The 26,857-nt window shown below is 68.4% G+C and carries 25 protein-coding genes and 3 pseudogenes; 13 read left to right on the plus strand and 15 right to left on the minus strand.

Going from position 1 to position 26,857, the window contains the following annotated elements; genetic code table 11:
• Positions 1-329: 329 nt before the first annotated feature.
• The 5 genes and pseudogenes from ACFYZE_RS31010 to ACFYZE_RS31030 form a co-directional block, all read right to left on the minus strand.
• Positions 330-530 (minus strand): annotated as a pseudogene (locus ACFYZE_RS31010) (RidA family protein); the annotation flags it as partial.
• Positions 531-884: 354 nt separating this feature from the next.
• Positions 885-2,159 (minus strand): hypothetical protein, encoded by a 1,275-nt coding sequence (locus ACFYZE_RS31015; RefSeq protein ID WP_389001279.1) that lies wholly within the window; start codon positions 2,157-2,159, stop codon positions 885-887.
• 38 nt (positions 2,160-2,197) lie between these two features.
• Positions 2,198-3,466 (minus strand): sensor histidine kinase, encoded by a 1,269-nt coding sequence (locus ACFYZE_RS31020; protein WP_389001282.1) that lies wholly within the window; start codon positions 3,464-3,466, stop codon positions 2,198-2,200.
• Positions 3,457-4,110 (minus strand): response regulator transcription factor, encoded by a 654-nt coding sequence (locus tag ACFYZE_RS31025; protein WP_389001285.1) that lies wholly within the window; start codon positions 4,108-4,110, stop codon positions 3,457-3,459. The genes ACFYZE_RS31020 and ACFYZE_RS31025 overlap by 10 nt, the downstream gene beginning before the upstream one ends.
• Before the next feature lie 228 nt (positions 4,111-4,338).
• Positions 4,339-4,632, minus strand: a complete 294-nt coding sequence (locus ACFYZE_RS31030; protein ID WP_389001288.1) for a hypothetical protein — start codon at positions 4,630-4,632, stop codon at positions 4,339-4,341.
• A gap of 406 nt (positions 4,633-5,038) precedes the next feature.
• On the opposite strand from ACFYZE_RS31030, the gene ACFYZE_RS31035 reads away from it, so the two are divergent.
• Both ACFYZE_RS31035 and ACFYZE_RS31040 read left to right on the plus strand, forming a co-directional pair.
• Positions 5,039-5,263 (plus strand): hypothetical protein, encoded by a 225-nt coding sequence (locus ACFYZE_RS31035; RefSeq protein WP_389001290.1) that lies wholly within the window; start codon positions 5,039-5,041, stop codon positions 5,261-5,263.
• A 247-nt stretch (positions 5,264-5,510) separates the two neighbouring features.
• On the plus strand, positions 5,511-5,639 hold the full coding sequence (locus ACFYZE_RS31040; RefSeq protein WP_389001293.1) for a transposase: 129 nt from the start codon (positions 5,511-5,513) through the stop codon (positions 5,637-5,639).
• Between the two features lie 1,071 nt (positions 5,640-6,710).
• On the opposite strand, the gene ACFYZE_RS31045 is transcribed toward ACFYZE_RS31040, so the two are convergent.
• Entirely contained in the window at positions 6,711-7,283 is a 573-nt protein-coding gene (locus tag ACFYZE_RS31045; protein WP_389001296.1) for a hypothetical protein, read from the minus strand.
• A 171-nt stretch (positions 7,284-7,454) separates the two neighbouring features.
• Here ACFYZE_RS31045 and ACFYZE_RS31050 point away from each other — a divergent pair, with 171 nt between their 5' ends.
• Positions 7,455-8,087, plus strand: a complete 633-nt coding sequence (locus tag ACFYZE_RS31050; protein WP_389001299.1) for a TetR/AcrR family transcriptional regulator — start codon at positions 7,455-7,457, stop codon at positions 8,085-8,087.
• 429 nt (positions 8,088-8,516) lie between these two features.
• Here the strand turns inward: ACFYZE_RS31050 and ACFYZE_RS31055 are convergent, their stop codons facing one another.
• From ACFYZE_RS31055 to ACFYZE_RS31065, 3 genes are all read right to left on the minus strand, one after another.
• A complete protein-coding gene (locus tag ACFYZE_RS31055) occupies positions 8,517-9,080 on the minus strand; it encodes a hypothetical protein (protein WP_389001302.1) in 564 nt (187 codons plus the stop codon).
• Positions 9,081-9,404: 324 nt separating this feature from the next.
• Positions 9,405-9,956, minus strand: coding sequence for a YciI family protein (locus ACFYZE_RS31060; RefSeq protein ID WP_389001305.1), 552 nt, complete (start codon positions 9,954-9,956; stop codon positions 9,405-9,407).
• A 42-nt stretch (positions 9,957-9,998) separates the two neighbouring features.
• Complete coding sequence (locus tag ACFYZE_RS31065) at positions 9,999-10,391, minus strand: hypothetical protein (protein ID WP_389001308.1); 393 nt, start codon at positions 10,389-10,391, stop codon at positions 9,999-10,001.
• Between the two features lie 65 nt (positions 10,392-10,456).
• Here ACFYZE_RS31065 and istB point away from each other — a divergent pair.
• Positions 10,457-11,179: pseudogene (gene istB, locus ACFYZE_RS31070) on the plus strand (IS21-like element helper ATPase IstB); the annotation flags it as partial.
• Between the two features lie 289 nt (positions 11,180-11,468).
• Here istB and ACFYZE_RS31075 read toward each other — a convergent pair.
• Both ACFYZE_RS31075 and ACFYZE_RS31080 read right to left on the minus strand, forming a co-directional pair.
• Positions 11,469-12,392, minus strand: a complete 924-nt coding sequence (locus tag ACFYZE_RS31075; protein WP_389001311.1) for an NADP-dependent oxidoreductase — start codon at positions 12,390-12,392, stop codon at positions 11,469-11,471.
• 106 nt (positions 12,393-12,498) lie between these two features.
• On the minus strand, positions 12,499-12,894 hold the full coding sequence (locus ACFYZE_RS31080) for a MerR family transcriptional regulator (RefSeq protein WP_189304622.1): 396 nt from the start codon (positions 12,892-12,894) through the stop codon (positions 12,499-12,501).
• A 288-nt stretch (positions 12,895-13,182) separates the two neighbouring features.
• Here ACFYZE_RS31080 and ACFYZE_RS31085 point away from each other — a divergent pair, with 288 nt between their 5' ends.
• Positions 13,183-14,721, plus strand: coding sequence for an ISL3 family transposase (locus ACFYZE_RS31085; protein WP_389001314.1), 1,539 nt, complete (start codon positions 13,183-13,185; stop codon positions 14,719-14,721).
• An 825-nt stretch (positions 14,722-15,546) separates the two neighbouring features.
• Here the strand turns inward: ACFYZE_RS31085 and ACFYZE_RS31090 are convergent.
• Positions 15,547-16,494 carry a phosphotransferase family protein gene (locus tag ACFYZE_RS31090; RefSeq protein ID WP_389001317.1) on the minus strand — a complete coding sequence of 316 codons (948 nt, stop codon included), beginning with the start codon at positions 16,492-16,494 and terminating at the stop codon, positions 15,547-15,549.
• Positions 16,495-17,341: 847 nt separating this feature from the next.
• On the opposite strand from ACFYZE_RS31090, the gene ACFYZE_RS31095 reads away from it, so the two are divergent.
• The 6 genes and pseudogenes from ACFYZE_RS31095 to ACFYZE_RS31120 all read left to right on the plus strand — a co-directional run bounded on the left by ACFYZE_RS31095 (position 17,342) and on the right by ACFYZE_RS31120 (position 21,509).
• Positions 17,342-18,442: an NAD(P)/FAD-dependent oxidoreductase gene (locus ACFYZE_RS31095; RefSeq protein WP_389001320.1), complete on the plus strand. Its 1,101-nt coding sequence runs from the start codon at positions 17,342-17,344 to the stop codon at positions 18,440-18,442.
• Between the two features lie 582 nt (positions 18,443-19,024).
• Positions 19,025-19,177: pseudogene (locus ACFYZE_RS31100) on the plus strand (aldo/keto reductase); the annotation flags it as partial.
• Between the two features lie 93 nt (positions 19,178-19,270).
• The gene (locus ACFYZE_RS31105; RefSeq protein ID WP_389001372.1) at positions 19,271-19,750 is read left to right on the plus strand and encodes an ATP-binding protein; all 480 of its coding nucleotides are present in this window, start codon (positions 19,271-19,273) and stop codon (positions 19,748-19,750) included.
• 70 nt (positions 19,751-19,820) lie between these two features.
• Positions 19,821-20,018, plus strand: coding sequence for a hypothetical protein (locus ACFYZE_RS31110; RefSeq protein ID WP_389001323.1), 198 nt, complete (start codon positions 19,821-19,823; stop codon positions 20,016-20,018).
• Positions 20,019-20,423: 405 nt separating this feature from the next.
• Positions 20,424-20,942 (plus strand): hypothetical protein, encoded by a 519-nt coding sequence (locus tag ACFYZE_RS31115; RefSeq protein WP_389001326.1) that lies wholly within the window; start codon positions 20,424-20,426, stop codon positions 20,940-20,942.
• A 138-nt stretch (positions 20,943-21,080) separates the two neighbouring features.
• Positions 21,081-21,509 carry a transposase gene (locus ACFYZE_RS31120; RefSeq protein ID WP_389001329.1) on the plus strand — a complete coding sequence of 143 codons (429 nt, stop codon included), beginning with the start codon at positions 21,081-21,083 and terminating at the stop codon, positions 21,507-21,509.
• Between the two features lie 192 nt (positions 21,510-21,701).
• Here ACFYZE_RS31120 and ACFYZE_RS31125 read toward each other — a convergent pair whose 3' ends face one another.
• Positions 21,702-22,838 (minus strand): XdhC family protein, encoded by a 1,137-nt coding sequence (locus ACFYZE_RS31125; protein WP_389001333.1) that lies wholly within the window; start codon positions 22,836-22,838, stop codon positions 21,702-21,704.
• Here ACFYZE_RS31125 and ACFYZE_RS31130 point away from each other — a divergent pair.
• Positions 22,828-22,989 carry a hypothetical protein gene (locus tag ACFYZE_RS31130; protein WP_389001336.1) on the plus strand — a complete coding sequence of 54 codons (162 nt, stop codon included), beginning with the start codon at positions 22,828-22,830 and terminating at the stop codon, positions 22,987-22,989. The two genes, ACFYZE_RS31125 and ACFYZE_RS31130, sit on opposite strands and share 11 nt — an antisense overlap.
• A gap of 203 nt (positions 22,990-23,192) precedes the next feature.
• On the opposite strand, the gene ACFYZE_RS31135 is transcribed toward ACFYZE_RS31130, so the two are convergent.
• Positions 23,193-23,669, minus strand: coding sequence for a (2Fe-2S)-binding protein (locus ACFYZE_RS31135; RefSeq protein WP_389001339.1), 477 nt, complete (start codon positions 23,667-23,669; stop codon positions 23,193-23,195).
• Between the two features lie 10 nt (positions 23,670-23,679).
• On the minus strand, positions 23,680-26,013 hold the full coding sequence (locus ACFYZE_RS31140) for a molybdopterin cofactor-binding domain-containing protein (protein ID WP_389001342.1): 2,334 nt from the start codon (positions 26,011-26,013) through the stop codon (positions 23,680-23,682).
• Positions 26,014-26,354: 341 nt separating this feature from the next.
• On the opposite strand from ACFYZE_RS31140, the gene ACFYZE_RS31145 reads away from it, so the two are divergent.
• A complete protein-coding gene (locus ACFYZE_RS31145) occupies positions 26,355-26,657 on the plus strand; it encodes an ankyrin repeat domain-containing protein (RefSeq protein WP_389001345.1) in 303 nt (100 codons plus the stop codon).
• Positions 26,658-26,857: the final 200 nt, after the last annotated feature.

The following is a 26,857-nucleotide window of genomic DNA, read 5'->3' on the forward strand; positions in this document are numbered from 1 at the left end:
CTGTGTGCGTCCTGACACCGCTCGCCGCCGACCGTCACAAAGTGTCGACGAACGTCCGCCGTCGGTCCTGGCCGTGCTACCGAGCTGGGGGAGTGGCATGCGGTTTCCGCCGCTCGATGGGACGGCGCACTCCAAAGCTCACCTGACCTGGGCACTCAGCGGCCCACCGGCTCGGCTGGTCCGACTGGCGGCGACGTCATCAGACCCGGTCCCGAGGCGGCCACTACCGCCGGCAGGCCGCGAATCAGACATGATGTGCTGAGCACGCTGGTTGGCCGCTGAGCGCCGTAGCTGGCCACTTCGGTGCTCAGCGGGCGAAAGGCAACTGTTCAGCCGAGGATCGCGGTGGCTTCGATCTCGACCAGATGGTCGCGTACGTCTAGGGCCGCAACGCCCACCAGCGTGGCCGGCGGGACCGGGGTGATTCCCAGCTTTGCGGCCGCCCGGGAGATTTCCTCCAGGAGCGGGGGCATCTTGTCGGGAGTCCAGTCGACAACGTAGAAGGTCAGTTTCGCCGACGCAGATCCGCCCGGACGAACCGGCCCGCCATGGGCACTGGAAGTGCAGCGGAGGCGGGGTGACGGCGGTATCGCTGTCACCCCGCCCCCTCCCACGCGCTGTTGGGCCATCGGGTGATGCGGAAGGAAGTTCCTCGCCGCCTCGAAGGCTCCCAGGCCCGCGCTATCGGCTCCGCTTGATGCGCTATCGGGATCTTCAACACTCCTCGCGGGCGCCGCGCTGGCGCTGGCTACCGGCGCCGCGCTGCGGACACCCGGCGTCATCCTCGTGGCCCTCGCCTTCGGTGGCTTTTCAACTGGCCACAGGGCTGGCCAACGCCCGGCTCCTCGTCGGCCGGGTGGGTCGGCCGGGCGCTGTGCGGTCTGTCAGCCCATGTCCGTCAGGAGAGCGTTCAGTTCCTTCTCCTGCTGCGCAGGCGACATCGGCGGGTTCGAGTGATCAATGCCGAACGTCTTGAGCACCTTGTCCATCTGGGCGTCGATGGAGGTCCAGCCGGTCTGGTCCAGCGGCTGCAGGGAGGCCTGGTCGGCATCCCACAGGTCACGCAGTGACTGGGCGGCCGCGTGTGCCCCGGTCTCGTCCCCCGAGCGTGCGTCCTTGAGCGAGGTGGAGGCGAGAGTCTTTAGCGCGGCGACCTTCGCGGGCGGGAAGTGCTTCACCGCCTGGCCGGGAGCCATCTGGACGGCGGAGGTGGCGTCGGTCTCCGGCGCCGGGCCGACGTGCGGCTGACCGTGGGCCCAGACCAGCAGGCCCGCGGTGGCGACGGCCAGCAGTCCGAAGCCAGCAAGCGCGGTGTGCTCCTTGCGCGGGTTGCTGGTGGCCTGTGCGGCGTGGGTCGCCTCGTGGGTCTCGGTCACATCCGAGCGCGTCACCGTCAGGTAGACCACCGTCGCCAGGATCAGGCCGAGGAAGATCAGGCTGGTGGTGAACGTGCCCAGCGCGAGACCGGTCGGGTCGCCCGGGTTCTGGGCGACCTTGGGGGAGGCGAGCCAGTCGCCGATGTTCGCGCCCAGCGGGCGGGTCAGGATGTAGGCGAGCCAGAACGACAGCACCGGGTTCGCGCCGAACCTCCACAGCCCTGTGATCGCCGCGATGAGGCCGAGCGGCAGCAGCACCGAGACGCCCGGGCTCCAGCCGGTCAGCTCCAGAGTCCAGTCGCCGGTCGCGGTGCCGAGCGCGAAGGTGACGAGAACGGCGAGCCAGTAGAACGACTCACGTGGCAGCGTCGTGACCGAGTGGATCGACAGCGTGCGCTCACGCAGCCACCACACACCGAAGACCACCGCGAGCAGCACCGAGAAGACCGCGGAACTGATCCACAGCGGCACGTTCAGCTGGTCGGTCAGGATGTCGGTGTACAAGGTGCCCGTGACGCTGACAACGACGACGGTCAGCCAGTAGGGGAACGGAACGTACCGCTTCAGCCGCAGCTGGACGGCCAGGACCACCACGAACACCGCGGTGAAGATCCAGGCCGTGTTCACCAGGCCGACGCCCAGCTTCATGTTGATCCAGTCGGCGAAGCTCTCACCGACGGTCGTGCAGAGGACCTTGATCACCCAGAACCAGATGGTGACCTCGGGGACCTTGTTGAGCATGAGCCGCCCGCTGCGCGTGCGTGCTTCCGTTGTCGTTGTCATGCAAGGAGGTTTACGCGGGGAATCTGCACGTAACCTGACTACGTCGTTGCACGGGCTGCCGGGAACGTCACCTCGACATGACCGCGGCCGTCCGCGATCGCGCGGACCTCCGCACCGGCCGAGGCGGCGATGCGCCGGACCACTGGGAGCCCCAGCCCGTACCCGTCGCCGCCGCTCACACCCGCTTCGAAGACCCGGTCGACGTCCGCAGGATCGAATCCGGGGCCGTCGTCCAGGACATCGACCACGATGGCCTCGCCATGGTTGCGCGCGGTGATCCACACACGGGACCGCGCATGCCGCAGGCCGTTCTCCAGGAGGGGTGACAGCAGCGACACGGCGACGTCGGCCGCCACGGCGACCTCGACCTTCGAGGGAAAGGCGACCTCGACCGCGCGGCCGGCGATCGCCTGCCGCGCGGCGGAGCGCAGATCGCATCGGGTCCCCTTGTCCGTCCGTGCGCGGGCGGCCCGCAGAAGCGTCGTGATCGCCGCATCGAGGCGGTCGACCTCGCCCAGCACCGCCTCCGGCGGCACCGGCTCGCCGGACAGCTGCGCCAGCTGCGCCTCGGCCCGCAGGACCGTGAGCGGTGTCCGCAGCTCGTGGGCGATCTCATCGGTGAGCCGGCGCTCGTCCGCCAGCGCGTTGTCGACGCGCTCCAGGAGATGGTCCAGGGTCCGCCCCAGTTCCCCGAACTCGTCGCGGGGGACCCCGAGGTTGAAGCGGCGCCCGGGTTCGTGATGGCCCCAGTCGTCGGCGAGGGCGGCCATCTCGTGCACGACCCGCAGCGCGCGGCGCACCACGAGGTGTGCGACACCGCCGGCGAGGAGGATCGTGAGGCCGCCCAGTATCAGGGACAAGGTCAGGCTGCGCTGCCCGGATGTCTCGTAGGGCGTGAGGTCCACTCGGACGATCACCATGACGTGGTGGCCGTCGATCGGGACCTCCCGCGCGTACAGGAGGTAATCGCCGACCGACGCGGTCTGCGATCGCCCCGAGTCCGCCAGCTCCTCGACGCGATCGGCCAGGCTCGGCGGCACGTTCCCGTCGATCAGGCGGCCGTCGGCATACACCCAGGCGACCTCGTCCAGCGCCTCGCTGCTGTTCTCCGTCAGTACGACACGGCCGCCTTCGGCGGTAACGTTCGCCGCGACCGCCTCGGCGCGCGTACGTGCCAGATCGTGCGCGTCGGCGTCCGTCACCCGGCTCAGCAGCACGTGCGAGACCACCACCAGCACCGCGACCACGGCGGTGGCGATCAGCACGGTGAGTGCGACGACCCGCTTACGGAATCCCGTCACTGCCATCGGTAGCCCACGCCGCGGACGGTCGCCAGACGCTCGGCCACACCCAGCGCACTCAGCTTGGCCCGCAGTCGGCGCACGAAGGAGTCGAGGGTGTTGTCGCTGACCTGCGCCCCGTGCGGCCAGCCGGCAGCGATGAGGGCGTGACGGCGTACCGCGTCGCCCTGCGAGGCGATCAGGCGGCCCAGCAGCCGGAACTCGGTCGGGGTCAGGCTCATGCTCACCGAGCCGTAGGCCACCACGTGCTTCGCCGGATCGAGGACGACCTCGCGCGGTGCGGGCGCCACGGTGGCCCGGCGCAGCAGCGCCCGGACGCGGACCAGCAGTTCCGGGATGTCGAAGGGTTTGGTCATGTAGTCGTCGGCGCCGGCCTCGAAGCCGCCCACCTTGTGATGCAGGCCGTCCAAGGCGGTGAGCATCAACACCGGCGCGTCGACGCCGCGAGCCCGCAGGGCCAGGCAGACGTCGCGGCCGTCGGCGTCCGGGAGTCCGAGATCCAGGACGACCAGATGGGGCGCCGGTGCGAGCTGCCGCAGCAGGCTGTCGGCCGTGGCGGCGACGGAGACGGTGTGGCCGTCGTGCTCCAGGGCGCGCTTGAGGACGTCGCGGACCGCCGCGTCGTCTTCACACACCATGATGAAAGCCACGTGCTGACCCTAGATACTCCCGTCCCAGTTCTCCATCTTCCCTGGTCAGCTGCCTGACGGTCGGGAGCAGGCCGCTGGTGCCGCACATCCTTGCCCTGCCATGGAGTCGCGACGGCTGGGCGCGACCGGCCGAGCCGCATCGCAAAGGCACGGGGTGGCAGCTGGTTGCTGCCACCCCGCTGGTGTTCACAGGCCCCGCACGGCGGGGCCTGTCGGCCGCTGTGTCCGTCAGTTGTAGACGGCCCAGGCCAGCTGCTTGGAGTTGGTCTGGGCGGGGCAGGACGCCTTGCCCTTGTCGAGCTGGGCGGAGAAGACGTTGACGTCGACGCCGCAGAACGCGGCGGCCACCGGCACGGACACGTTCTGCAGCAGAACGACCTGGTTGCCGTTGAGCAGGTTGTTGGCCTCGACGTTGACCAGGCTGCCGTGGGCTGGCGTCGCCAGTGCCGGGGCCGTGGCCGAACCGGTGATCGCGGCACCCGCCAGCACGACGGCGGCGATGGCCTTCTTCACCTTGAGCATGAGCGTTGTCCCTGCCGAACGGTCGAACAGGAACTGCGGTGGCTGGCCAGCCGCCCGGGAACTTATCCCGTGGCCGGATTAGGTGACTATCGCCTCTTCGCTCCGATGTTCCGGTATTGGCCAGCCGCAGTGAGCGCCTGATCGGTACTCGCCACGCCAGAATTCCACGCATATCGGGCATTCCGGTGATGGCGGAAACGTCAATGCAGTCGACGGGAAGGTAATGGACTGGGCCAACGGTCCCCGCCCACGTTGACCGACAATGTTCGCTTGCATGGATGGCCGTTCGAATCCCAGACCGTACGGACCGCTGGGAAGGCGGTCCGTACGCAAGCCACCACAACTCCCTCTCGGCAGGCCGCATCACCGACCGCAACTGCCGCTACTACGACTGGCACAGCGGCCGGTGTGCACGAGCTGCGGGGCGAGGTTCACCGACGAACGCTGGCAGCAGATCCGGCAGCAGTCCTGGCTCGGCGAGCGGGACGGCCTGTGCGGGCCGTGCGCGCATGAGGCCATCGAACGGGCCAAAGCCGAACGGGCCGCGCGCCGCCAGGCGGAAGAGGAAGCCGCCACCCGCGCCGAGGCGGAGGCCCACCAGCGCCGCGGCGTCCTCAGGCGCCGCCTATAGCTGTACCGGTGGCGGGCATCACGCCTTCGCAGAGCCGGCCAGAGCGGCGAGCACGCGATTGCCGCTCCCCGGCACAGACGCCGGCCTGCGAAGGCTACGGGGAAGTGCTGCAGCCACACGTGCCCCGTCTTCGACCGGCGTACACAACGGCGCCGGATTCCGCTACGAAGCCTTCACTGAGGGGCCCCGAAGATCCCGGCCAGGGACCCAATAGGGTTGTCCTGTCAAGGAAAAGAGGAAGCGCGAAGTGGCACCATCCAGCAAGTACACCCCGGAATTCCGCGCGGAAGCCGTCCAGATCGCGCTCCGTTCCAGCAAGACCATCTCCGAGACGGCCCGTGAACTGGAATTGAACCCGGAGACACTCCGGGGCTGAGTGAAGAAGTACCAGAAACAGCACGAGCCGCCCGCCGATGCCGAGCTCTCGCTCAGCGAACGTGCCCGACTCAAGGAACTTGAACGCCGCAACCGTAAACTGGAGATGGAAGTCTCCTTCTTAAAAAAGAGCCGCAGTGTACTTCGCGAAGGATCCCCGGTAGCGAGTAAGTCCGAGTTTATCGAGACGGTGCGGCTCGACACTGCGGGGTACGCGTATTCCGTCGAGTTCATGTGTGAGCGACTCGGCGTATCCAGGTCCGGCTCCTACGAATGGCGGAGCCGTCCCGATTCCGCGACGGCACGGCGGCTGTTGTCCACGAACGATCCAGCTCGATCGCCTCCCAGTCCACCGTTACCCACGTGCTCGCGTGGCACGGTCAGGGTGGCCCCGCCCGGGCGCCGCACGGCGCCAGGATCCGGGTTGCGACAAGGGGCGCCTACTGTTGCGCGACCCGGAGAACCGTCTCCGTGTCCGTGCTGGGATGGGCGGCTCGGTGCTGCTGATGACGGGTCAGCGCGGGGACGTCAGGCGGGGGACGTCGGCGGGGGAGAGGTCGGGGCGGGCCCGGTGCAGGCGTGCGGGGTGGCGCCACCGGCCGGAGGCATCGCGGGCGACGTCGATGCCGACTTGCGTCAGTGCTGCGTCGTAGCGTGCCCGTCGACCCGCTGAACGGCGACGTGTAGAGGGCGCACACGGTGCGGGGTCTGCGCAGCCGTCGGCCCTCCCGCGGGGAGGCGGGGAGGAACGGCGCGGCCCCGCCCAGGTGAATAGCACGCGGACGGGGCCATGGGGCGGGGGCCTCCGCCTGGGGGAGGAAGAGGATCACCGCGGCCTCAGGATGGCACTGGATTCGGCCAGGGAACAGGGTTGTGACTGGAATCGGTCGCATGGCGGGGCCGGCCGTGGCGTTCGGCCCCAGGCCGGTGGGGGAGCCATCACCACCAACGAGGTCCTGCTCGATCATGGCCGCGCTGAGCCCGGCGTGGGCCACTCGGTCGGCGACGTTCTTCCCGACCGATGACGATGACGGCCAACACGCTGTCGACACTGGTGGTGTGGTCGGTCATGTCAGTTGCTCCCACCGGTGCTCCGGCTGGCGTCGTGTCCGAGGCGCAGCGCAGAGACGAGGAAGAAGATGCCGCCAAGCAGGGCGTAGCCGGCCAGATTGCTCAGCGAGGAGTGAGGGGCAGCGGCCTGCCGGAGGAACGAGATCCCGGCGAGCGCGGAGATGCTGCCGCTGGCGATCATCGCCCACTGGCCTCCGAGGTCGCGTCGCCGCAGAGCGACGATGAGCTGGACGAGGCCCGCTACGACGGCCCAGACCCCCCACACGCGCAGGACCCCCGGAATGCCGGAGGTGACCGCGAAGACCAGTCCGACGGCGGCGAACACACTGATCGCGACGTTGACGTAGAGACCAAGAGCGGACCGGCTCGCTCGGGAGGAGCGGGTATCGACGACGGCGGCGCCCACGTCGAATAGCGGGTAGATCACGAGCAGGGTCGCGCTCACCGGCCCGATGCTCGACGCGGTCAAGAAGAGCACGACGGCCCAGATCAGAGCGAACCCGAAACGAACGAGGTAGAGCCGACGAAGCGCTGATGCGACGGTGGCAGGGGCAGGGGCAGTAGTCGTGGTCATGACTGTTCCTTTTCAAAGAAAGCCGTTGGATCCGGTGTCTGCTGACGGGGAGCGGGCAACGGCATGGCCGCCGGACTCCTGGTAGAAAGACCGTTCTCTCTTGCAGTGTGGAGCCTGACACGACTCCTCGGCGGTTGCAAGACCGATCGTTCTTTCTGCTATGGTGGGGTCATGGCCACCCGGACACGTCCCGCGCCCGACAACCCGAACGGCGGCTCATCGGGAGAGCCGGTCCGCTCCGAGGCGCGAGAGCGGCTGCTGTCCACGGCCAGCGCGCTGTTCTACCGCGAAGGCATCAGGGCGGTCGGGGTCGAGCGGATCCTCGCCGAGGCCCCGGCCACGCGGGCGACGTTCTACCGGCACTTCCCCTCGAAAGAAGACCTCGTGGTCGCCTACCTGCGCGGCGTCGACACCGACACGCGGGCCGGCGTGCAGGCCGCCATCGAGGCCGCACCGTCCCCGGCCGACGCACTGCGCGCGATCGGGACCGCCGTCGCCGACAGCCTGGCCTCGCCGGAGTTCCGCGGCTGCGCGTTCCTCAAGGCCGCCGCCGAGTACTCCGACCCCGAAGACCGGGTGCGCCGGGTGATCCTCGATCACCGAGCCTGGTACACGACCACGCTCACCGAACTCTTCGCGCAGGTCTTCGGGAACTCACCGCGTCGCGGCAAACCAGAACACGCTGCCCGGCACTTCGTCATGATGCGCGACGGCGCCATGAGCGGCGCCCACCTCGACGGCGTCGACAGCGTCGGCGCCGCGTTCCGCCGCGGCGTCGAGGGCCTGCTCACCGTCCTTCACTGAGCACCCACACAGCATCGGGCCACGAAGCAACACACAGCGACTTCGCCGCCGGGGTTGGTAGTCGCCCCACGGCCCACCTGCACGAGATCGGTGTTCCCCCGCAGCGCGGCAGGACCTCCGCGATCCGCCAACGCGTCCTCCAGGCCCCGGCCTCCGTCATCGCGAAGGCACTCGGCTACCACGACAGGACACCCACCCGCCTGGTCACCGAAGCCGGCGGAACCGGGAGCCGATACGCCCTGGCGACCACAGCCAGTGATCGCTACAGGTCGCCGGTTGCGCCCGTCTCCATGAAGCGGACAACGCAGCGACGGATGTGATCAAGGAACTTGCCTTCGTACATTAACGGGCGCCCCGAACGCGGCCTCGACTGGTGAGCTGGCGTATTCGGGTGTGTCCCCTCCACCCCACGTCATGAGTCACACCACGTCAGGCCGTGGAATGGCCGTTGACGCGGTACTCCTCGGAGGGCATCGAGTCCCATTCAGTATTCGCGCCGTCGCGCGTAACCATGAACAACGGATGCGATCGGAGGACCTGCCCGACCAGTTGCCCGCGCATCACGACCCCGGAATCATCCGGTCCTGCGTAGCCCTCGGGCGTGTAGCGGAAGGGCACGTCCATTGCCTCGGCATACGCGATTGCGTCGCTCTCCGGCTCCGACAGTTCTCTCCCGACCAGCGGGAGTCCGTCATACGAGACCTGAGGTCCGTGCACGGCGTCGGCAGCGATGCAGAACAGCCCCACCGCTTGGCTCACATAGGCCGTGACGGCAGGCGGTGAAGGAGCCACCCCGCGACGGTGGACTTCGACCTTCCAAGTCGGCGTGAAGATCGCGTGGTCCCGTGCACAATCGCTGACCTTCGTCTGGCCGAGCATCTCAGCCGCCTCGACTACTTCGTCGACGGTCATACCGAACCGGAGCGGTCCGACGCCGACAGCCGGCGAATAGGACCACTCGTCCCGTTCGGCGACTCCGGTCTTGAACGCCATAGTCGCTCCTTTAGAGACACCTGAGACTTGCCGCCGCCCATCATGCCAATCGCCGACCAGCAGACTGCCGGGTGCTGCCGAGCTCGCGCAGATCACTCAGCGCGAGCCCCATCTGGGCTCGGCCGCGAATACGCGACATCTCGACATGCGACGTCACCAGTCCCGAGGCCGTTGAGGACCGCGAGTTCGCGGGAACTGAAGGTTCTTCAGCGCGAACCCACGGGTCCAGCGGTGGGCATCAGGCTGACGCATAGGTGAGTTCGGGTAACACGAGGATGCTGAGCGGTCCGCAGGCTTCGGCAGTGATGTCGGCGGACTCCTCGACTATGACGGGCGCCCGCCGAACTGCCAGTTGTGCACCTCGATGTCGGCGTACCGGTCCGGGGTCAGGATGGCACGTGCCGTGTCCGGGTCCGGCGCTCGGACCAGCGCCGCGGTGCCCAGCCAGGTTGCGCCGTTGTCGGACAGCAGCGGTCCGTAGGCGATTAGCTCGTTCGGGTCGGGCGGCACCGCGAGGTCGGCGGCCTGTCCCGTGCCGAGGCCGATCACCAGGTACCGGTTGCCGCCGGTCCGGCCGCCGGGGAAGTCCCACATGGTGCGCCCCAGCGTGTTGCGCCACCGTCGTAGCAGCACGTCCCGGTAGACGCCGGCCTGGTAGTTCGGCTCGTCGAAGGCGAATGTGCGGGCAGCGGCGGGATCGGGCAGGTCGACGATGTGCACGCTGCCGGTGGGTGTGTCGCCGTCGTCGGCGAGAGTCCGGCCCCGGGCGATCATCTCCTCCGCGTACTGGTCCATGTAGGACCAATGCTCTTCCAGCAGCTCGTCGCGCAGCGGTAGGGAGCCGGGCCGGTCGCGGTGGTAGCAGAGGAACTCCATGCCCAAGGATCTCTTCAAGGAAGTAACCAGGTCGAGCGGGTTTCACTGCGAGGGTTGCTTGGCGGCCTGCTGCAGCAGGGCCCCTGCCGAGTCCGCGTAGCGCATCGCGGTCTTCTCGTCGAGCCCGAAGACCTCCGCGAGGTGGAGTGGATCAGGGCCTTTGACCATGGCTTCTTCGAGCTGCCTGTCGACGCGGAGTCTCTCCAGGGTCGCGTCCTGTCCCCGCATCGGAGCGCTGACCCAGTGGTTGCTAGCCCGGCTCGTTGTGTTGGCGGTCTGGTTGTTGATCAGCAGGTGGAGGTTCGCGGTGTTCGGCCACCGTCGACGCCGGTGCTCCAGCCAGTCCAGCAGCAGCCGCAAGGTGACGTCATCCAGAGGGCGGACACGTCCGGCGATGGTCAGCCGACGGTTGCCGAGGTCGACGTCGTCGAGCAAGAGGTTGGCGATCTGGGCGACCCGGGCGGCATGGACCGCTGCGAGGGCGAGGATGAGCCGCGTCGCTGGGGTGGTGGTCGCCGCAACGGAGCGGGCAGTTCCAGGACCAGGCCGACGCCGCGGCCCGCGACCAGATGTCCTACCGGGCATTCCTGGCCGAGCTCCTGATGGCCGAGTGCGACGACCGGGCCAGGCGCCGTTCCGAGCGCCGCATCCGGGCCGCGGCCTTCCCTCGCGAGAAGTCGCTGCGGGCCTTCGACTTCGACGCCAACACCAACGTCGACCCCGCCACCGTCAACACGCTCGCGACCTGCAAGTGGGTCAGGAAGGGCGAGCCGCTCTGCCTGATCGGCGACTCCGGCACCGGCAAGTCCCACCTCCTGATCGCCCTGGGCACCGAGGCCGCCATGTAGGGCTTCAGGGTCCGCTACGCGTTGGCGACCAAGCTCGTCAACGAGCTGGTCGAGGCCGCCGACGAGAAGCAGTTGTCGAAGACGATCGCCCGCTACGGCCGCGTCGACCTGCTTTGCATCGACGAACTCGGCTACATGGAACTCGACCGCCGCGGAGCTGAGTTGCTGTTCCAGGTCCTGACCGAACGCGAAGAGAAGAACAGCGTCGCCATCGCCTCCAACGAGTCCTTCGGCGGCTGGACGAAGACGTTCACCGACCCACGTCTTTGCGCGCCAATCGTCGATCGGCTCACCTTCAACGGCGCGATCATCCAGACCGGCACCGAGTCCTACCGGCTCGCCCACACCACGGCCCTCGCCGAGCAGGCCGCCACCGGCTGCTCCGGGCCCCACACGGGAGGGGCCGCCCGACAGCCAGCCGAAACCCAGAGCCGGCATGGCCCGTCAGGGGTGACTGGAGGTCATCGCCGCAGGCGACGCCGAGGGCGCCCTTGACAGGGCAGGCCGGCTCTCATCATGACCGGGCGGGCGGCCCCGGAAGTTCCCACACGCACGTGTCGGCGCACGCCTGAACGTGCTTAACCCGGTACCTGATGATGCGCTCACCACGGGTTCTCGTCAGTCCGCAACGGACGGTCGGCAGCGTCAGACGGCCGGGCACTTCTCATGCCACCTTGATGACAACCTTGCCCGAGGTGTGACCGTTCTCGACGGTGGCGAGGGCGGCCGGGGCGTCGGAGAGCGGATAGACCGCGGTGATTACGGGTGCGAGGAGTCCGTCGAGGGCCAGCCGGGCCGACCGCTCCAGGTTCTCGCGGTCGACGCGACGCTCGACGAAACGCCCACCGAGATCGGGCACAGACATATCACCCACAGCGATGACGTTGCGGGGATCCTGGGCCAGCGGAGCGACCGTCCGCAGCGAGGTGCCTCCGGCCAGGTCGACGATCCCGTCGAAGCCGTCCGGAACCAGCTCGCGTGCCGCGGCGGCGACGTCCTCGGCGGTGTAGTCGATGAACCGCACCCCGATGGCTTCGGCGTGCTCGCGTTTGGCGGTACTCCCGGTGCCGATCACACGCAGCTCGCGCCCGATAGCCAGCCGGGCGACGGCGAGGCCGACCCCGCCCCCGACTCCGTTGACCAGGACCGTGGCACCGGCCGGGAGGCTGAGCTGGTCGAGCAGGTCCACCGCGGTCGTCCCGGCTACTGGCAGCGTTGCCGCCACGGTCGCGGACAGACCCTCCGGGATGCGCGCGGTGTTCGGCGCGGACAGCACCGTCGTCTCGGCGTAGGTGCCGCCACCGGTGAGTGCGAAGCCGAAGACCGCGTCACCCACCTCGAGCCCGTTGACGTCCTCGCCCCGGGCGAGAACGGTTCCGGCTGCCTCCATGCCCAGCACGCGGGGAAACGGACGCCCGCCGTCGAGCCCGTCGACCAGACCCGAGCGCAGAAGGTGGTCGAGGGGATTCACGCCGGCGACGTCGACCTGGATCAGCACCTCACCGCGACCGGGGACGGGGTCGGGACGATCGAAGAACTCCTGCACCTCGGGCCCGCCATACCTGCCGAAACCCCACGCCTGCCCCATCTTCCGCCGCCTCTCGTATGACCGACCCGGTGATTCCGGGCGTTGTCGCCATCCTCACCTCTGACATTGATGTGAGGGGCAACCGGCTGAGATGCAGATCACAGCATCAGGCCGACTGCGCCACCGGTTCCGGGGCCGTGGACAGCTCCGCCCGGTGTCGGCTGTTGGCCCTGATCAGCACGTCGAGTGCATCTCGGGTCTCGATCAGGTGCGCGATGTCGGCGTCGATCCGGTCGCGCTCGCGCATCATCGCCGTGAACGTCTCCTCGGCGACGCCCAGGTCGCCCGGGACGTCCACACACGGCAGCACAGTCGCGATCACCCTGCTGGACATACCCGCGTCGAACAGCTGTCGGATGAGTGACACGCGCTGGACCGCAGCATCGGAATAGTGACGCTGCCCCGCGTCGGAGCGTGAGCTGGTCAGCAGGCCCTGTTCTTCGTAGTACCGCAGTGAGCGCGGACTCACGCCCGTGCGCTTGGACAACTCGCCTATCCGCATCCCTGAGAGCCTACGCCCGCGTGCTCCAGGTTCAGACCGCCGTCCAGTCATGGACGCTCGCGGACACCCCCACGGCCGCAGGGTTGTCCTCCCGGTCCCACGACTGAGCACGTTCGTCTGTACACGCCTGAGCACTTTTCTGGCCCTGACAAGATTTCCGTGAAGCTGGGGTGTGCCCCCGTGCGCCGGTGACGCTCCGTCACGGGTAGCGGCACTGTCAGCGAGTGTGATGACCTCGTACGGATCATGTCTGCGCACCTCGAGACGGTGCGGGTGGAACGAGTGTGGGTGGCGGGCGGCGTGGTCCGTATCGCGGCCTGCACCCGCGAGTTGACGGTGGCGTGTCCGGACTGCGGTCGCGGTTCTGCGCGGGTGCACAGTCGCTATGGCCGCACGCTGGCCGATGTCGCTGTCGGAGGGCGCCCGGTGCTGATAGGGCTGTCGGTGCGGCGGTTGTTCTGTGACAGCCCGGGCTGCGGTCGGCGGACGTTTGCCGAGCAGGTCGAGGGGCTGACGGTGCGCTACCAGCGCCGCAGCCCACTGCTGCAGCACCTGGTGGAGATGGCCGGGGTGCTCCTCGCCGGCCGCGGCGGCGCCCGGCTCCTGCAGATCCTGAAGGTCCCGCTGTCGCGGACAAGCGTGCTGTTCCACTTGATGCGCTTGCCGCTTCCGCCAGCCGCGACCCCGCGGGTGCTGGGCGTGGACGACTTCGCGCTGTACGCGGACGTCTACGGAACCCTGCTGGTGGACGCCGACACCCGGTGGCCGATCGAGTTGTGGGCCGGGCGCGACGCCGAGCAGCTGGCCGCCTGGCTACGGACGCACCCTGGTGTTGAAGTGGTCTGCCGGGACGGCTCGCTGGTCTACCGCCAAGGCATCACCGACGGCGCCCCCGACGCGGTGCAGGTCAGCGACCGCTTCCACCTGTGGCAGGGGCTGTCGAAGCGGATCGGGGATATCGCCGCCACCCACCGCGCTTGCCTGCCCGCCGGAGTGCCCCAGCACGAACCGGCACCGCCACCAGCGGCCCCAGCGGGACCGGCCGACCAGGCCGACACCCCAGCCCGCCGCCATGCGAAGCGGCTGTTCGAGGCGGTGCACGCGGTGACCGACACCGGTTGCTCGCTCAGCGCCGCAGCCCGCGAGTTGGGCCTGAACCGGCGCACCGTGGGCAAATACGCCCGGGCCGCCACCTGGCAGGATTGCGTACGGCGCACCCGGCCCCGCCGACCCACCAGCCTCGATCCATACCTCGACTACCTTCGCCAGCGGTGGGAGGAAGGCGAGCACACCGCGACGGTGCTGCACCAGGAGATCGCCGCCAAGGGCTACAGCGGCCACTACCAACGGGTCAAAATGGCCATCGCACCCCTACGCCGCGGCCTGCCGATCGACACCCCACGCGAACGGCCGCCCTCACCCCGCGAAGTCGCCCGGTGGATCACCACCACGCCATCCCGCCGCAGCTTGCACGCAACCGAGGCACTCCGGCGACTGTTCGAGCACTGCCCGGAGCTGAACCGAACCCACGACCTGGTGCGCCAGTTCGCCGCCATGCTCGACACCCGCGACGCCACCCCGCTACCTGACTGGCTCGACCAACTCGCAAGCTCCCGACTTCCCGCACTGGCCAGCCTGGCCAAAGCCATCCACGAGGACCAGCCCGCAGTCGTGCAGGGCATCACCACACCGTTCAACTCCGGCGTCAACGAAGGCCGCATCACCGACCTGAAACTCCAGAAGCGGATCATGGCCGGACGCGCGGGAGTCCCGCTGCTCCGCCACCGCGTCATCCTCATGGCCCTGCTCCGACGCCGCTTCCCGTGACGGAGCGTCACCGGCGCACGGGGGCACACCCCAGCTTCACGGAAATCCTGCCAGGGCCACTTTTCTCGGTACGCCGACAAGATCTGGGCCTATGTGACCGCCGGGTGCTGGACCGCGATGGAGAAGGACGGTCACGGCCTTGAGTGATCGACGGTTCCCTTCTCGATGGCTTGGCTCAAGCGGAGCTTGCGCCGCCGCCTGATGTGCCGCCGCACTTCCTGACCGGGGTCGTCACTGCCGTGCTGTCCGTTCTGTTCAGGCGGGCCGCCCCGTTACCTTCTTCGTGGCCTCGCAAGGAGGCTCCCGGCCTTCGGCTCCGGTATGACTTGTGCCCCCAGTCGAGATGATCGAAAAGGTGGTGTCGCCGGTGCCGAAGGCATTGGCAGACCGCTGATTAGAGGCACGAGCGCCAAACCCTCAACCGGGTACGGCAGTCTCTTCGTAACGTGGATGCCGGCACGCTGATGCCGCAGGTGAGGCCGGGAAACAGGCGAGCGCGGGAGCGACGGTCGTGACGGACGAAACTGATATCGGCGTCTATCTCGGGCTGGATGTCGGCAAGGGCGAACATCACGCTGCCGCCGCGGTTCTGGCCCTTGACGGCGCTACCCCAGCCGCTGTTTATACCAAGCGCGCAGTGGCTGACTGCTTGGAACCCCGACCTTCCGCTCGACCATCCACCCGCTGTCTTCGTGGCCTCCTCGGACGTCGTCGGCAGAGAGAACGGCTGCTCGACCCCCAGGGGGCCATGTGACCCTGGATCCGCTCGGGATCGTAGGGCACCACACACACCGTCACCGGAACTTCCCGGCTGCCCGCGGTGCGTCACCGGTGCAGGGACTCGGCGACGGCCGGGTCCTCGAGCACGGTGACGCACCAGGCGAAGTGCTCGTCACCGCCGCCTGGCGCGAAGGCGTCGCTCGTGGCCATCGCATAGGCGGCCCGGTACAGCAGGAGGTCGTCGACCGCATAGCCGAACTCGTCGGCGAACCGCGTGGTGAGCTGCCGGGTGATCTCCGGGGCGTGCTCGGTGCCCGCCGGGAAGATGGCCGCGGCCACGGCGGCGTCGAACCGGGGGTCCCCGCCCGTGGACAGGAAGCCGTAGTCCACGAGGGCGAGCGGACGCAGGTCGTCGTCCACCAGCACGGTCTCCGGGAAGACGTCACCGTGGACGACCGCCTCGTCGGTACGGGGCAGCGAGCGCAGCTTCCGAAGCAGCCGGGCGCGCGTGTCGTCGAAGTCGCGGACATGCGTGGAGAGCCGGTCCGCGCACCGGCTGACCCGCCGGTCCACCAGGTCCGCCAGAGCGGATCCGAAAGTGGTGTGGCCTTCCCACAGCGGGCGTTCCTCGTCCAGCACAGGAAGGTGCTTGACCTCGTCGACGTCATGGGCGTCCGCGAGGGCGCGCAGCACGCCGACCAGGCAGTCGACCGCTTCGGGCAGCACCTCGTCCGGGTCGTCGGTGCGGATCCTGCCCGCCAAGGGCTCGCCGGTCAGCTCCCGCTCCACGGTCATCGGGACGCCGTCGATGTCCTCGACGGCGAGGATCTCCGGGGAGTCGAACGGCAGGTGCGCCGCGGCATCGGCGTAGAAACGCTGCATCCGCCGCAGTTCGGATCCCCGTCGGCGCTCCCACACCTTGGCCACCGTTCCGTCCCCGAGTCGGTAGACGGCTCCCTCCACCGCCGCCTCGACGGGCCCGGCGTCGGGATATCCGGCGTCGACGAAATGTCGTACGCGCCGGGCCGTGGTGTCCCGTATCGCATCGGACATCTCGTGCCTCCTTCCGCCCCTGGCGTGAACGGCCGGCCGGTCGGCGGGGCCGACGCCGGGACCATCTCCCACGGTAGGCCCCTCGCCCGCACGACACCCGGTGATGGAGGGCTGCCGGGCGCCGTGCGGTCCGCCGCGCGTATACGGCGGCACAGTGCCGGCGGATCCTGCGTATCCGGAGCCGACAGTGGCTGTTCCTTCGTGCACTGGCGGCCGTCGCCCGCCGACGGCCGCGTCCGGCCACTGCTCGGGGGCCCGCCGACGGGCACCACGCACTGCGGCGTCCGTCGGCCGCAGCCCCCTACCGCTAATCCGGCCGTGCCCCGCCCGGGACGACCAGCGCCGAAAGCCCCGAAAATACCGTCCCCATAAGGGAGTTGACATCCATCACAAGATCATGATCAAGGGTGGCTACTTAGCGTCACCACCGACTACGGGCCAGACCCGAAGACCGTACAGCCCCCAACCCAGCGCTCCGGTTGCCGTCACCACGTCCGGCGGGTCGACACCTCGACCGAGCGGAACCCCTGCTGCTGCCCGCTGGTCTGGACAGCCACGGAATCGCCAGCCGGCCGATGTACTGCTCAGAAACCTCCTCCCATGCCTTGACCGGACGTCCGATCCCGCGGCTCTCCGCCGGTCGGTCACGGTCGTTGTCCGAGGTGGCCGGTTGACATATGTCGGACCGGTGTGAGGCTGAAGGAGACACGGTTCCGCCGTCGCGTCACGTAGAGCTTGACAATGCCGCCCACCGGGTCCAGTCACCCACCACTTCGCGGCGGCGACAGATGAACCGAACCCCTGCTCCGTAGGGGGACAGCTCCGGGACGCGAAGTGAGGCGATCGAATGGACCGGGTTCCCGAGGTGGCCGTGGTAGGAGCCGGCATCGTCGGCCTCTGCACCGCCTATGCACTAGCCGAACGCGGAACCACGGCGCGGGTGTACGAAAGCGGCGTTCCCGGCCACGGACAGTCCAGTGGCCAGTCCCGCATCTTCCGCCATGCGCACGACGACGCCCGCCTGGTCGAATTCGCCCGGCAGGGCCGCGCCGTCTGGGACGAGTGGGCCGACCGGTTGGGCGCCGAACTGATCTCCCAGGACGGAGTGGTCGCCCTGGGCGGTCCCGTTCCCAGGAGACTGCGCATTCTGCAGGATGCCGGCGGCATACCGGTCCGGACCGTGGACAGCGCCGAGCTCCACACCCGCATGCCGCTGCTCGCCGCCTACAGCGGTCCCGCGATGCTCGATGAGGACGGCGGCGCCATCCGCACCCGTGTCGCAGTCGAGAGCCTGGACAACGCGCTGGGTGACGCGGTGGTCACCGACGAGGTCATCTCGCTGCATCCCACGGGCTACGGCACGGTGGAAGTGGTCAGCGCCGTCGGCCGCGAAGAGTACGCAACGGCCGTGGTGTGCGCGGGCCTGAGCACCGCGCGGCTGGCGCGCAACGTGGGGCTTTCGCTGCCCATACGGCCGGCAGCCCACGTCCGCCTCACCTTCCAGGTCAGGGGAGCGCCCCCGGAACGGGTCGCCTGCCTGCAGGACAGCAGCGGCGACTTCGGCGAGGTCGGCGTCTACGCAGCCTCCTACCCCGGCAACAGACGATATGCGGTGGGCCTCAGCCAAACGGTCGAGGTACGGGAGGACGGCAGCTTCGCGGACCCCAATGCACTGGCGGCACTCAACGACCGCGCCCGCGCGTACGTCTCCCGCGCATTGCCCGGCCTCGACCCCGAGCCCGTCGAGTACCTGCACTGCTGGGTGACAAGCCTGCCGTGGAGCGAAGACGGCATGGCGGTCTGGGAAGCCGACAGAATCTTTTTCACCGCCGGGCACAACCTGTTCAAACAGGCACCTCGACTGGGACGGGCATTGGCCAGAGCGGCCATGGCCGAAGAACTCGAGGAGAACCTGCGGCCAGCGGCAGCACTCGGCCAGCCCCGCTGAACGCCCCAACACTCGGCGCATCCCGCTCCGACGACTGGGTACCTACGAGGGGCGAGGAAGCCGGTTCGCCCCGGTCTTCCCGGAGGCAGCTATTTCGTGTCCCCGTTTCAGAGAACTCTTCCGCGTTTCGGTTGGTTGCGTTTCCGCTTGGAGAGCGACGTACGCGTTACGGCGTACATCTTTGTGGTGGAGGCCGGCTGAGGGGCACCGGCCCCTTTGCTCAGCCGCGGTACACCGCTGGCATCCGTGTGGTGGGTGACCACGGAAATCTGCAGCATGATGTCTTCTGCACCCGGGGGTCGCGAAAACTCCCTCCTACGCTGGTCGCCCGGCCCGGGCCGAGGGACACGTCGGTGATCGCGGTGCCATTCGGAAAGATCCCGATCACATCAGTGCGGCAGCGGCGACCGCGCGACGCGGACAGCTTTCACTGGATGAACCGTGGGCCCAACAGGGAATCTTGGCGCGTGCCGCAGGAGAATCCCATTCCGGTCTGAGAAGATTCCATTCCGATCTGAGATGTATGTCGTGGTGCAGTTGGCGGTTGGCAGTCTCGGCCACCGTTACATCCAGTAGGAAGCCATGGCGGATCCGCGGACGCTCGGTCAGGGCACCAGGGGGATGGGGGAGGATCCCGGGCGCCGCGCGGCCGAGGTGTCGGCCCTGCGCGCCGGGCTGGACCTGGGAATGACCCTCGTCGACACCGCGGAGATGTACGGGGACGGCGCGGCGGAGGAAGTGGTGGCCGGACGGCGGGACGAGGCGAAGGGCGTGTACCGCGCACGCGCGGGTACGGGCGGGGTGTGGACGCGGGAGAAGGCGGTCTGCATGGAATCAGTGCCCGTGGGCCAGGATGGCACGGCGCCGGATGAGCGCACCCTGCAGGCCACCGTGGCCCTGAGCGAGGACGGCATGGACATCGCCCAGGCCCGCCACCTGGCCGCCGGCTTCCTCACCCGCGTGCAGGCCGAACACGGGCTGCCCATCTCACGCCGCGCCATGGATCTGACCCAGCTGGTGGTGAGCGAGCTGGTCACCAACGCCCGCAAGTACGCGCCCGGCCCGATACTGCTGGACCTGCGCATCGCCGGCGACACGGTCGAGGTAGTGGTGTGGGATTCCGACCCGGTGCTGCCGGCGGCCCGGGCCGCCGACGCAGGCCGGGTAGGACAGCACGGCCTGGAGATCGTCATGGCCGTCTCCCAGGGCTTCGAAGCCCAGCGAGAGCCGGTCGGCAAACGCATCACCGCCCGCATCGCCCTCCTGGACGACCCAGGCGGGGAACTCGCCGGACGCCAACGCCTGTGACAGCAGGACGTTCGACCGGGCGCGACACGGGCACCCGTCAACGGCTGTCTGCCGTGAGGGAGCCCGGACCATGGTCATCGTTTCCTACCTGCTGCTGCCACTCGTGGCCGTACTGCTATACGGCATGAACCGCCTCGAGGACTGGCTGACGCGCACCCCACAGCCACCCCGCCACGCCCACCCCCGACACCTGCGCCTGATCCAGGGCGGAAGGCAAGGACTCCTCACGTATCCACGGGCCAGTCGACGGCGGCCCGACGCCGCCTGATTGCGCCCGCACGCACGGCCGCCCGGCCCCTGTCACCGCAACACGCTAAGTGGTCGGCTCCGTAAGTTCTTCGGGGGTTGATCTTCAGTTTCGCCCGGCGGGTCTTGGTGTTGGACAGGCCGCCACTGAGCACGGGCGGCCGTGAGCCATTCCGAACTCGCTACACTGCGCGCCATCGTGTCGCGGCGTTTCGGAGCTGGTTGGGAGCGGCTGCGCTTGGTAGGGACTACTGGCGGAAGAAGGGACACCATGCGGCGCGCCGTTGCTCTGACGCTCTGTTCGGGGATGTTGGCTGCCACTGCGGCGTGCGCCGGGTCCTCGCCGGGGAACTCGGCGGCGCGGCAGACGCCGTCTGCCGGCGCCCCGTCCGTGTCCTCGGCCAGCAGCAGGAGCCCGAGCGGCGGGGTGACCGCCTCCTGCCCGGATGGCGTGCAGGTCCAGAGCGCGGCCTCACCCGCTGCGGGCAGCGGCACTTCCGCCGACACCGCGCAGGCACAGGCACTTGCACAGGCCGTCGGCGATGAGGAGTTCAACGCCGCGTACTCGGACATTTTCGGCACGGTGATCGATGGCTACACCCAGGGGCGGGTGGTGCTGTGTGTCACGGACGTAGCGCGCGGGAGGCTGCTCGCGCAGGCGGCCAAGCGCGCACACCCGGCCGTTGACCTCAACCGGCTCGCCATCCTCCCTTGCCGCTACTCCGACCGGACACTGCAGGCGGCCGTCCGCGGGCTCATGGCGCACAACGGCCCGACGATTGCAGGGTTCCCCGTCTACCAGATCGGCCCGGCCACGGACCATTCCGGCATCCAACTGCAGACCAGCCAGGCAGGCAGCGCCTCAGCGGCCTTGCGCCGCTACCTCACCTTGCAGCTGGGCGGCATCGCCTTCACCGTCGTCAAGGGTGAGCAGGCAGTCGGATGAGGCGGCCGTTCCTCCGCCCACCCGACAGGTGTAGCGCAGGCGCATCAGCTGACCCGTTCGCCGTCGGCCAGTTCGGCCTACACGTAGGCGAAAGCTCCGCGGTGGCGGACGTTCAGCCGCTCCAGCTGCGGCCAGGCTGTGCGGGCGTGCTCGCCGAGGCGTTGCTCGAGCGATAAGGCCGGCAACCACGGCGGCACCGGCTACCCGCAGGTCCGTCTTGTAGCTCTGGTCGCCTGCGGCACGCGCGCCCTCATCGACGCGGTCTTCGGCCCCAAAGCCTCTGGCGAGACCACCTACGCTCCACGGCTGCTGCCCAGCCTGCGCCCCGGGATGATCCTGCTGGCGGACCGCAACTTCGCCGCCCACAAACTGGTGGCCGGTATCGCGGCGACCGGAGCCGACGTCCTGGTCCGGCTCAAGAACGGCCGCAGGATGCCGGTCCTGGCCCGCTGCCGGGACGGCTCCTACCTCTCGACGCTCGGCCCGGTCGCGGTCCGCGTCGTCGACTGCGAGATCACCGTCACCACGGCCACAGGACGGCATGCGGGGGTTGCTCGCACGGGATGAAAAGCCGACCTTGATCGGGCGAAGCCGCACCAAGATGCTGACGCTGGCCGATCGCTTCTGGGTGGAGCTGCCGGTGGCCGAGGTGGCTCGGCTGGAGGCCGCGGAGGTGGTGATCAGTGACCAGTCGCTGCTTCCAGCCGTCGATCACCTGCTCGGGCAGGCGAAGGGTATCGATACCCAGGTTGGTGGGTTTCAATGGAAGATGCGATTTGACGGCTGCGATGTTGTGGCGCGGTGGATCGGGCCGTCGGCGCGTGTCAGCGGCTGGCCACTGCCATCCCGGCGGTGCGCCACGATCTCGGCCGCGATCGACACGGCTGTCTCCTCCGGTGTGCGCGCGCCGAGGGCAAGGCCGATTGGCGAGTGCAACCGTGCCAGCTCCGCCTCGGTGACACCGGACTCCCGGAGCTGCCCCAGCCGTTGCAGGTGGGTCCGACGCGAACCCATCGCGCCGATGTAGGCGATGGGGAGCCGCAACGCCCGCTGCAGCAACGGGATGTCGAACTTGGCGTCGTGGGTGAGCGCACAGATCACGGTGCGGCCGTCCAACGCCTGTGACTCCAAGTAGCGGTGCGGCCAATCGGCGACCACCTCATCCGCTTCCGGAAAGCGTGCTGGAGTCGCGAAGAGGGGGCGCGCATCACACACGGTCACGTGGTAGCCGAGGTACTTGCCGATCCTTACGAGTGCCGCGGCGAAGTCGATGGCACCGAAGACCAACATACGTGGTGTTGGAGCGATCGATTCCACCAACAGCGTCAGTGGCTCGCCGCACCGGCTGCCTCGGGCACCGATCTCGATCGTGCCCGTGCGCCCTGCCTCCAGGAACACAGTGGCCTCGGCACGCGCCGTCGCCTCCAGGGCTGGATCGCCGAAGCCGCCCGCACAAGAGCCGTCTGCCCGTACGAACAGCGCCCCGCCCATCAGGTCGGCCGGCCCGCGGACGACCCTGGCCAATGCCACCGCATCTGCCGCAGCTGCGGCGGCCAGGGCCCCCACCAACTCCACGCGCTCGGTGGGGATGACCGGCTGTATGAAGATATCCAACACTCCGCCGCAGGTCAGGCCGACCGCGAAGGCGTCCTCGTCCGAGTAGCCGAACCGCTGTAGCGTGCAGATGGCGGACGCCAGTGCTTCACGGCAGAGGTCGTACACGGCCCCCTCCACGCATCCTCCTGACACGCTCCCGATGACGGTGCCGTCGACGTCGACGGCCAGCGCTGCGCCTGGTGCCCTGGGAGCGCTGCCGTGGACCGCGACCACGGTCGCGACAGCGAAGGCCCGCCCCTGCTCGCACCAGCGCGACAACTGGTCAGCGATGTCCAGCACGATGCTCCCTTCTGTGTTCGGCGGCGGCCTGGGCTTTCCGCGCGTTCACCGCGATGACTTCGCGGAGACGGTGGAGGGTGTCACAGCGGCAGACGTTCTGGACCTCGGCGTGACCCAGGTCGCCGATCTCGTGGCCGCCGGAGTTGCCTGACCTCGGCGCTGGTGGCCATGACATATCTGGTCCGGCCGCCGCGTGCGACGCGGGGTACCAGGCATGCTTCCCGCGTCGGGCGCAGGGCCTTGCCGGCCATGGGAGGAGGCTATGGATGGTGCTCACCACGTGCAGGCCCGCCTGCGAGAGCTGACGCAGGTGCCGCGTCATGCCCTGTGCGGCGCGCACTCGGGCGTGGCGGGTCACATGTGCGCAGCACCCGCCTTGATCGCTTCCCGAATGCGGTTGTAGGTGCCGCAGCGGCAGATGTTGCGGATCTCGTCAAGGTCGGAGTCGCTGATCTCATGACCGGCGGCCTGTGCCTGCCTGACCTTGGCCACCGCCGCCATGATCTGCCCTGGTTGACAGTAGCCGCACTGCGCCACGTCGTACTCCAGCCAGGCCTCCTGCATTGGGTGCAGGTCCTTGCCGACCGTGTCGGGCAGGCCTTCGATCGTGGTGATCTCGTCGTCCGGCCCCACGTCCTTGACCTTCACCGAGCAAGGATTGAAGGCCTTGCCGTTGAAGTGGGACGTGCAGGCCTTGCAGACATTGATGCCACAGCCGTACTTCGGCCCTGTGACATCCAGTACGTCACGCAGGACCCACAACAGCCGAAGGTTGTCATCGACGTCGACGGTGACGCGCTTGCCGTTGAGGATGAAGGTGTGCATGCTCATGGTGCGCTCCTCAGTAGGTGTGGCTCAGACCGTCGGACGGCGACTCGGGAACGGGTGGGACGAAGGGCTTTACCTCGAAGGACACCGTGCCGTGGTTGATCGGGAACCGAGTGGGCATCGTGCCGGTCGCACGGGCATAGGCGCCCGCGACCGCGGCGACCGATGCGGCCACTCCGGCTTCGCCGGCACCACCGGGCTGCTCGGAGGCGGAGGGCATCACGATGCACTCGAAGTCAAAGGGGACGTTCCACTGCCGGGTGTAGAAGTAGTTGTCCCAGCTGGCTTCAAGGAAGTGCCCGTCGCGCAGGTGCAGGCTGCTGGTGAGGGCGAGGGCGATCCCGTCCGAGACACCACCCAGCATCTGGGCCTCCAGGCCCTGGGGATTGATCACCAGTCCGGCGTCCACGGCGATCACGGCCTTGGTCACCCGGGGCCCGGTTACGGCGTTGTAGATTTTGCGGTTCACGGTCTCGGGTCGACAGTCGATCTCGACGAGCACCGCGGTCGCGCCCTTGTACTCGCTGTGGATCGCGATGCCCTGCGCCATCCCGGCGGGCATCGACCTGCCCCACTTACCCACATCGGCAACCTTCTGGAGCACTGCCTTGACCCGGTCGTTCTTGAGGAACGCAAGCCGGAACTCCAGCGGATCCCTGCCCATCTTCCGGGCGAGCTGATCGACCACCAGTTCATTGGCACACGCCACATCGGGCGAGTAGATGTTGCGCATGCTTCCGGTGTTGAAGCGCGCGTCGGTCTCGTTGAGCACCTGGGTGACGACGCCGAAGTTGTAGGGGAGTTCCTGAGTCAGCGCAAAGATGGTCTCGGAGAATCCCAGCGCGCCGAGCCCGCTGGGCAGCCTGTCGGCCGTCGCCGTGATCATCTCGCCGAGTCCGTGGCTGAAGTCGGTGACTACACTGGTATGCCGCTGTTCGAAGGTAAGCACTTGCCCGGCCAGGTACGTGGCCCGGATCCGCGAGGTCGCCATGGGGTGCACCCGCCCTTGCCGAGGCTCGTCGGCGCGATGCCACATCAGCTTGACTGGCTTGCCCATCGCCTTGGAGATCTTGGCGGCCTCGATGGCGGGGTCGGCGAAGAGCTTGTGTCCGAACGACCCTCCACCGGTGACGACGTTGACGGTGACCGCGTTCTGCGGCAGGCCGACGGCCTTGGCGATGTTACCCTGTGCCACGATCGGCACCTTCAGTCCCGCCCATACGGTCGCGCGGTCCGACCGGACATCGGCGATCGCACAGTTCGGCTCGAGCGCCGCGCTGCTGCGGAACATGAAGGTGAAGTCCGCCTCCACCGTGCCTGCCAGCAGAGGGACCTTCGGGATCGCCAGCGGCAGCTCGGCCTTTCTCAGCCGGGCCAGGATCGTCTCGTCGGACTCGCCCGCGACCGGGCCCGGGTTCCACTCCACGTCGACGGCACGCACCGCGTCGATGCACTGCCCGAATGTCTCCGCGCGAACAGCGACTCCCGTGTCGACCATCGCCACATCTGTTACGCCCGGCATGGCAAGCACCGTGGCTCGGTTGCGTACCGACTTCGGCGAGCCGTTCAGAGTGGGCGGGCGGCAGACCATGGTCGGCAACGCGTCCGGCACGTGAAGGTCCAGCGTGAACTTCTTCCGCCCGGTGACCGCAAGTCGGGCGTCCTCCCGCCGGTAGGGCTTGCCGATCACTGAAAAGCTCGAAGTGGCCTTGAGTTCGACCTCCACCGCCTTGACGGTGCGACTGGCGGCCTTGGTGGCTAGAGCGCCATAGGTCACTGATGACCCGTCAGGCGTGAAGATCACCCCCTCCTTGGACTTCAGCAGCGCCACTGCCGAGCCGAGCTCGATCGCCGCGGCTTCCAGCAGCGCCTTCCTGGCGATCGCCGCGGCGACTCGTACAGGGGTGAAGGTCGAGACCGTGGTGTTTGATCCGCCGGTGAGCTGGTTGAGCATCAACTCGGGGCGGGCCGGCGCCAAAGCCACGTGCACCTTGTCGACCGGCAGGTCGAGTTCCTCGGCGATGATCATCGCTGTCGAGGTGGTGATGCCCTGGCCGACCTCCATCCGCGGAAGCTCGAACGATGCGGTGCCGTCCTCGTTGATCAGGATCTTGATCAGCGCGGACGTGGGGAGCGCGGCGTCGGTCTGCAGATCCTCGAGGTCGTACAGCTCTGGGATTTGGGGGGCTGAGGGCACGGCGGCGTAGGCAGGTGTGCCGAGCCCGAGGTCGGCGGCCACGGCAAGCGTGGCTCCACCCAGCACATAGCCAATGAACGCGCGGCGGCCGACCTGCGCGCGCTCACCACATCCGGTGGTGCGACCATTCCTGGCAGGGACGTCGGTCATCGGCCATTCCTTTCGTGTTCCCAGTCGTCCGCTCTCTGAGATCGGCAGACAGGTGCGTTCTCGGTACCAGCGCGGCAGGGATCCGTGGGCACAACCAGTTGTCGGCTCAGCATCGGCGAGCGGACCAGAGCCTAGAACCGCATAATTTCCTCGTCTTTGGGCCGAGCACTAGCGAAATGGAGCAGCCGATTGTGCGTGAGCACAACAAAAGCCGGTATTCGCACGAGGAGAGAGAGAAGCGAGGAATTTATGAAAGGAGACGGTGAAGGAGACAGTCAGGCGCCTGCCAGCGCCGGGGGGCGCCCCTATCTGTTTGGTCAAGCCGGGGGAGGATGGTCGACATGACGGAGCGGGACCGGTTGGGGCGGGCGGCGGTGCACTATGCGGCTGCTGATGGGGACGCGGATGGCTTGAGGGTGCTCTTGGCCGGAGGCACCGCTCCTGAGGCAGCCGACGACGTGGGCTGGACCCCGCTGCATTTCGGGGCTCAGGCCCAGGCTCCAGCGGCCGTCGAGGTTCTCTTGGCCGCAGGCGCGGCGGTTGATGCCGCGGACCGTCACGGCAATACGCCGCCGTGGAGGGCGGTGTTCTGTTCGCAGGGCGAGGGGACGACGACCCGGCTCCTGCTGGAAGCCGGTGTCTGACCCTGACCGGGAGAACGGCCATGGCGTGAGTCCGCGGGCGCTGGCTGAGCGGATCGCCAACTATGACGTGGCTGCCCTCCTTCCGGCCGGGGACAGGACTTCGTCCTAAGAGCTGTCCCGCAAAGGCTTCCTGGAGACCCGGCGAGTGAGCCGGGCTGAGGACTCTGCCATGATCGCCTGTCGATGAGAGGGGCTGTGAT

It is taken from the genome of Streptomyces sp. NPDC001796 (assembly GCF_042892355.1).
In the GTDB taxonomy this organism is placed as follows: domain Bacteria; phylum Actinomycetota; class Actinomycetes; order Streptomycetales; family Streptomycetaceae; genus Streptomyces.

What these genes read in the sequence shown, in the direction of transcription:
- ACFYZE_RS31015 (WP_389001279.1), bottom strand. Translation starts at nt 2,159, where the DNA reads ATGACAACGACAACGGAAGCACGCACGCGCAGCGGGCGGCTCATGCTC.
- ACFYZE_RS31020 (WP_389001282.1), bottom strand. Translation starts at nt 3,466, where the DNA reads ATGGCAGTGACGGGATTCCGTAAGCGGGTCGTCGCACTCACCGTGCTG.
- ACFYZE_RS31030 (WP_389001288.1), bottom strand. Translation starts at nt 4,632, where the DNA reads ATGCTCAAGGTGAAGAAGGCCATCGCCGCCGTCGTGCTGGCGGGTGCC.
- ACFYZE_RS31045 (WP_389001296.1), bottom strand. Translation starts at nt 7,283, where the DNA reads ATGACCACGACTACTGCCCCTGCCCCTGCCACCGTCGCATCAGCGCTT.
- ACFYZE_RS31050 (WP_389001299.1), top strand. Translation starts at nt 7,455, where the DNA reads ATGGCCACCCGGACACGTCCCGCGCCCGACAACCCGAACGGCGGCTCA.
- ACFYZE_RS31055 (WP_389001302.1), bottom strand. Translation starts at nt 9,080, where the DNA reads ATGGCGTTCAAGACCGGAGTCGCCGAACGGGACGAGTGGTCCTATTCG.
- ACFYZE_RS31060 (WP_389001305.1), bottom strand. Translation starts at nt 9,956, where the DNA reads ATGGAGTTCCTCTGCTACCACCGCGACCGGCCCGGCTCCCTACCGCTG.
- ACFYZE_RS31075 (WP_389001311.1), bottom strand. Translation starts at nt 12,392, where the DNA reads ATGGGGCAGGCGTGGGGTTTCGGCAGGTATGGCGGGCCCGAGGTGCAG.
- ACFYZE_RS31080 (WP_189304622.1), bottom strand. Translation starts at nt 12,894, where the DNA reads ATGCGGATAGGCGAGTTGTCCAAGCGCACGGGCGTGAGTCCGCGCTCA.
- ACFYZE_RS31090 (WP_389001317.1), bottom strand. Translation starts at nt 16,494, where the DNA reads ATGTCCGATGCGATACGGGACACCACGGCCCGGCGCGTACGACATTTC.
- ACFYZE_RS31095 (WP_389001320.1), top strand. Translation starts at nt 17,342, where the DNA reads ATGGACCGGGTTCCCGAGGTGGCCGTGGTAGGAGCCGGCATCGTCGGC.
- ACFYZE_RS31105 (WP_389001372.1), top strand. Translation starts at nt 19,271, where the DNA reads ATGGAATCAGTGCCCGTGGGCCAGGATGGCACGGCGCCGGATGAGCGC.
- ACFYZE_RS31110 (WP_389001323.1), top strand. Translation starts at nt 19,821, where the DNA reads ATGGTCATCGTTTCCTACCTGCTGCTGCCACTCGTGGCCGTACTGCTA.
- ACFYZE_RS31130 (WP_389001336.1), top strand. Translation starts at nt 22,828, where the DNA reads ATGTCCAGCACGATGCTCCCTTCTGTGTTCGGCGGCGGCCTGGGCTTT.
- ACFYZE_RS31135 (WP_389001339.1), bottom strand. Translation starts at nt 23,669, where the DNA reads ATGAGCATGCACACCTTCATCCTCAACGGCAAGCGCGTCACCGTCGAC.
- ACFYZE_RS31140 (WP_389001342.1), bottom strand. Translation starts at nt 26,013, where the DNA reads ATGACCGACGTCCCTGCCAGGAATGGTCGCACCACCGGATGTGGTGAG.
- ACFYZE_RS31145 (WP_389001345.1), top strand. Translation starts at nt 26,355, where the DNA reads ATGACGGAGCGGGACCGGTTGGGGCGGGCGGCGGTGCACTATGCGGCT.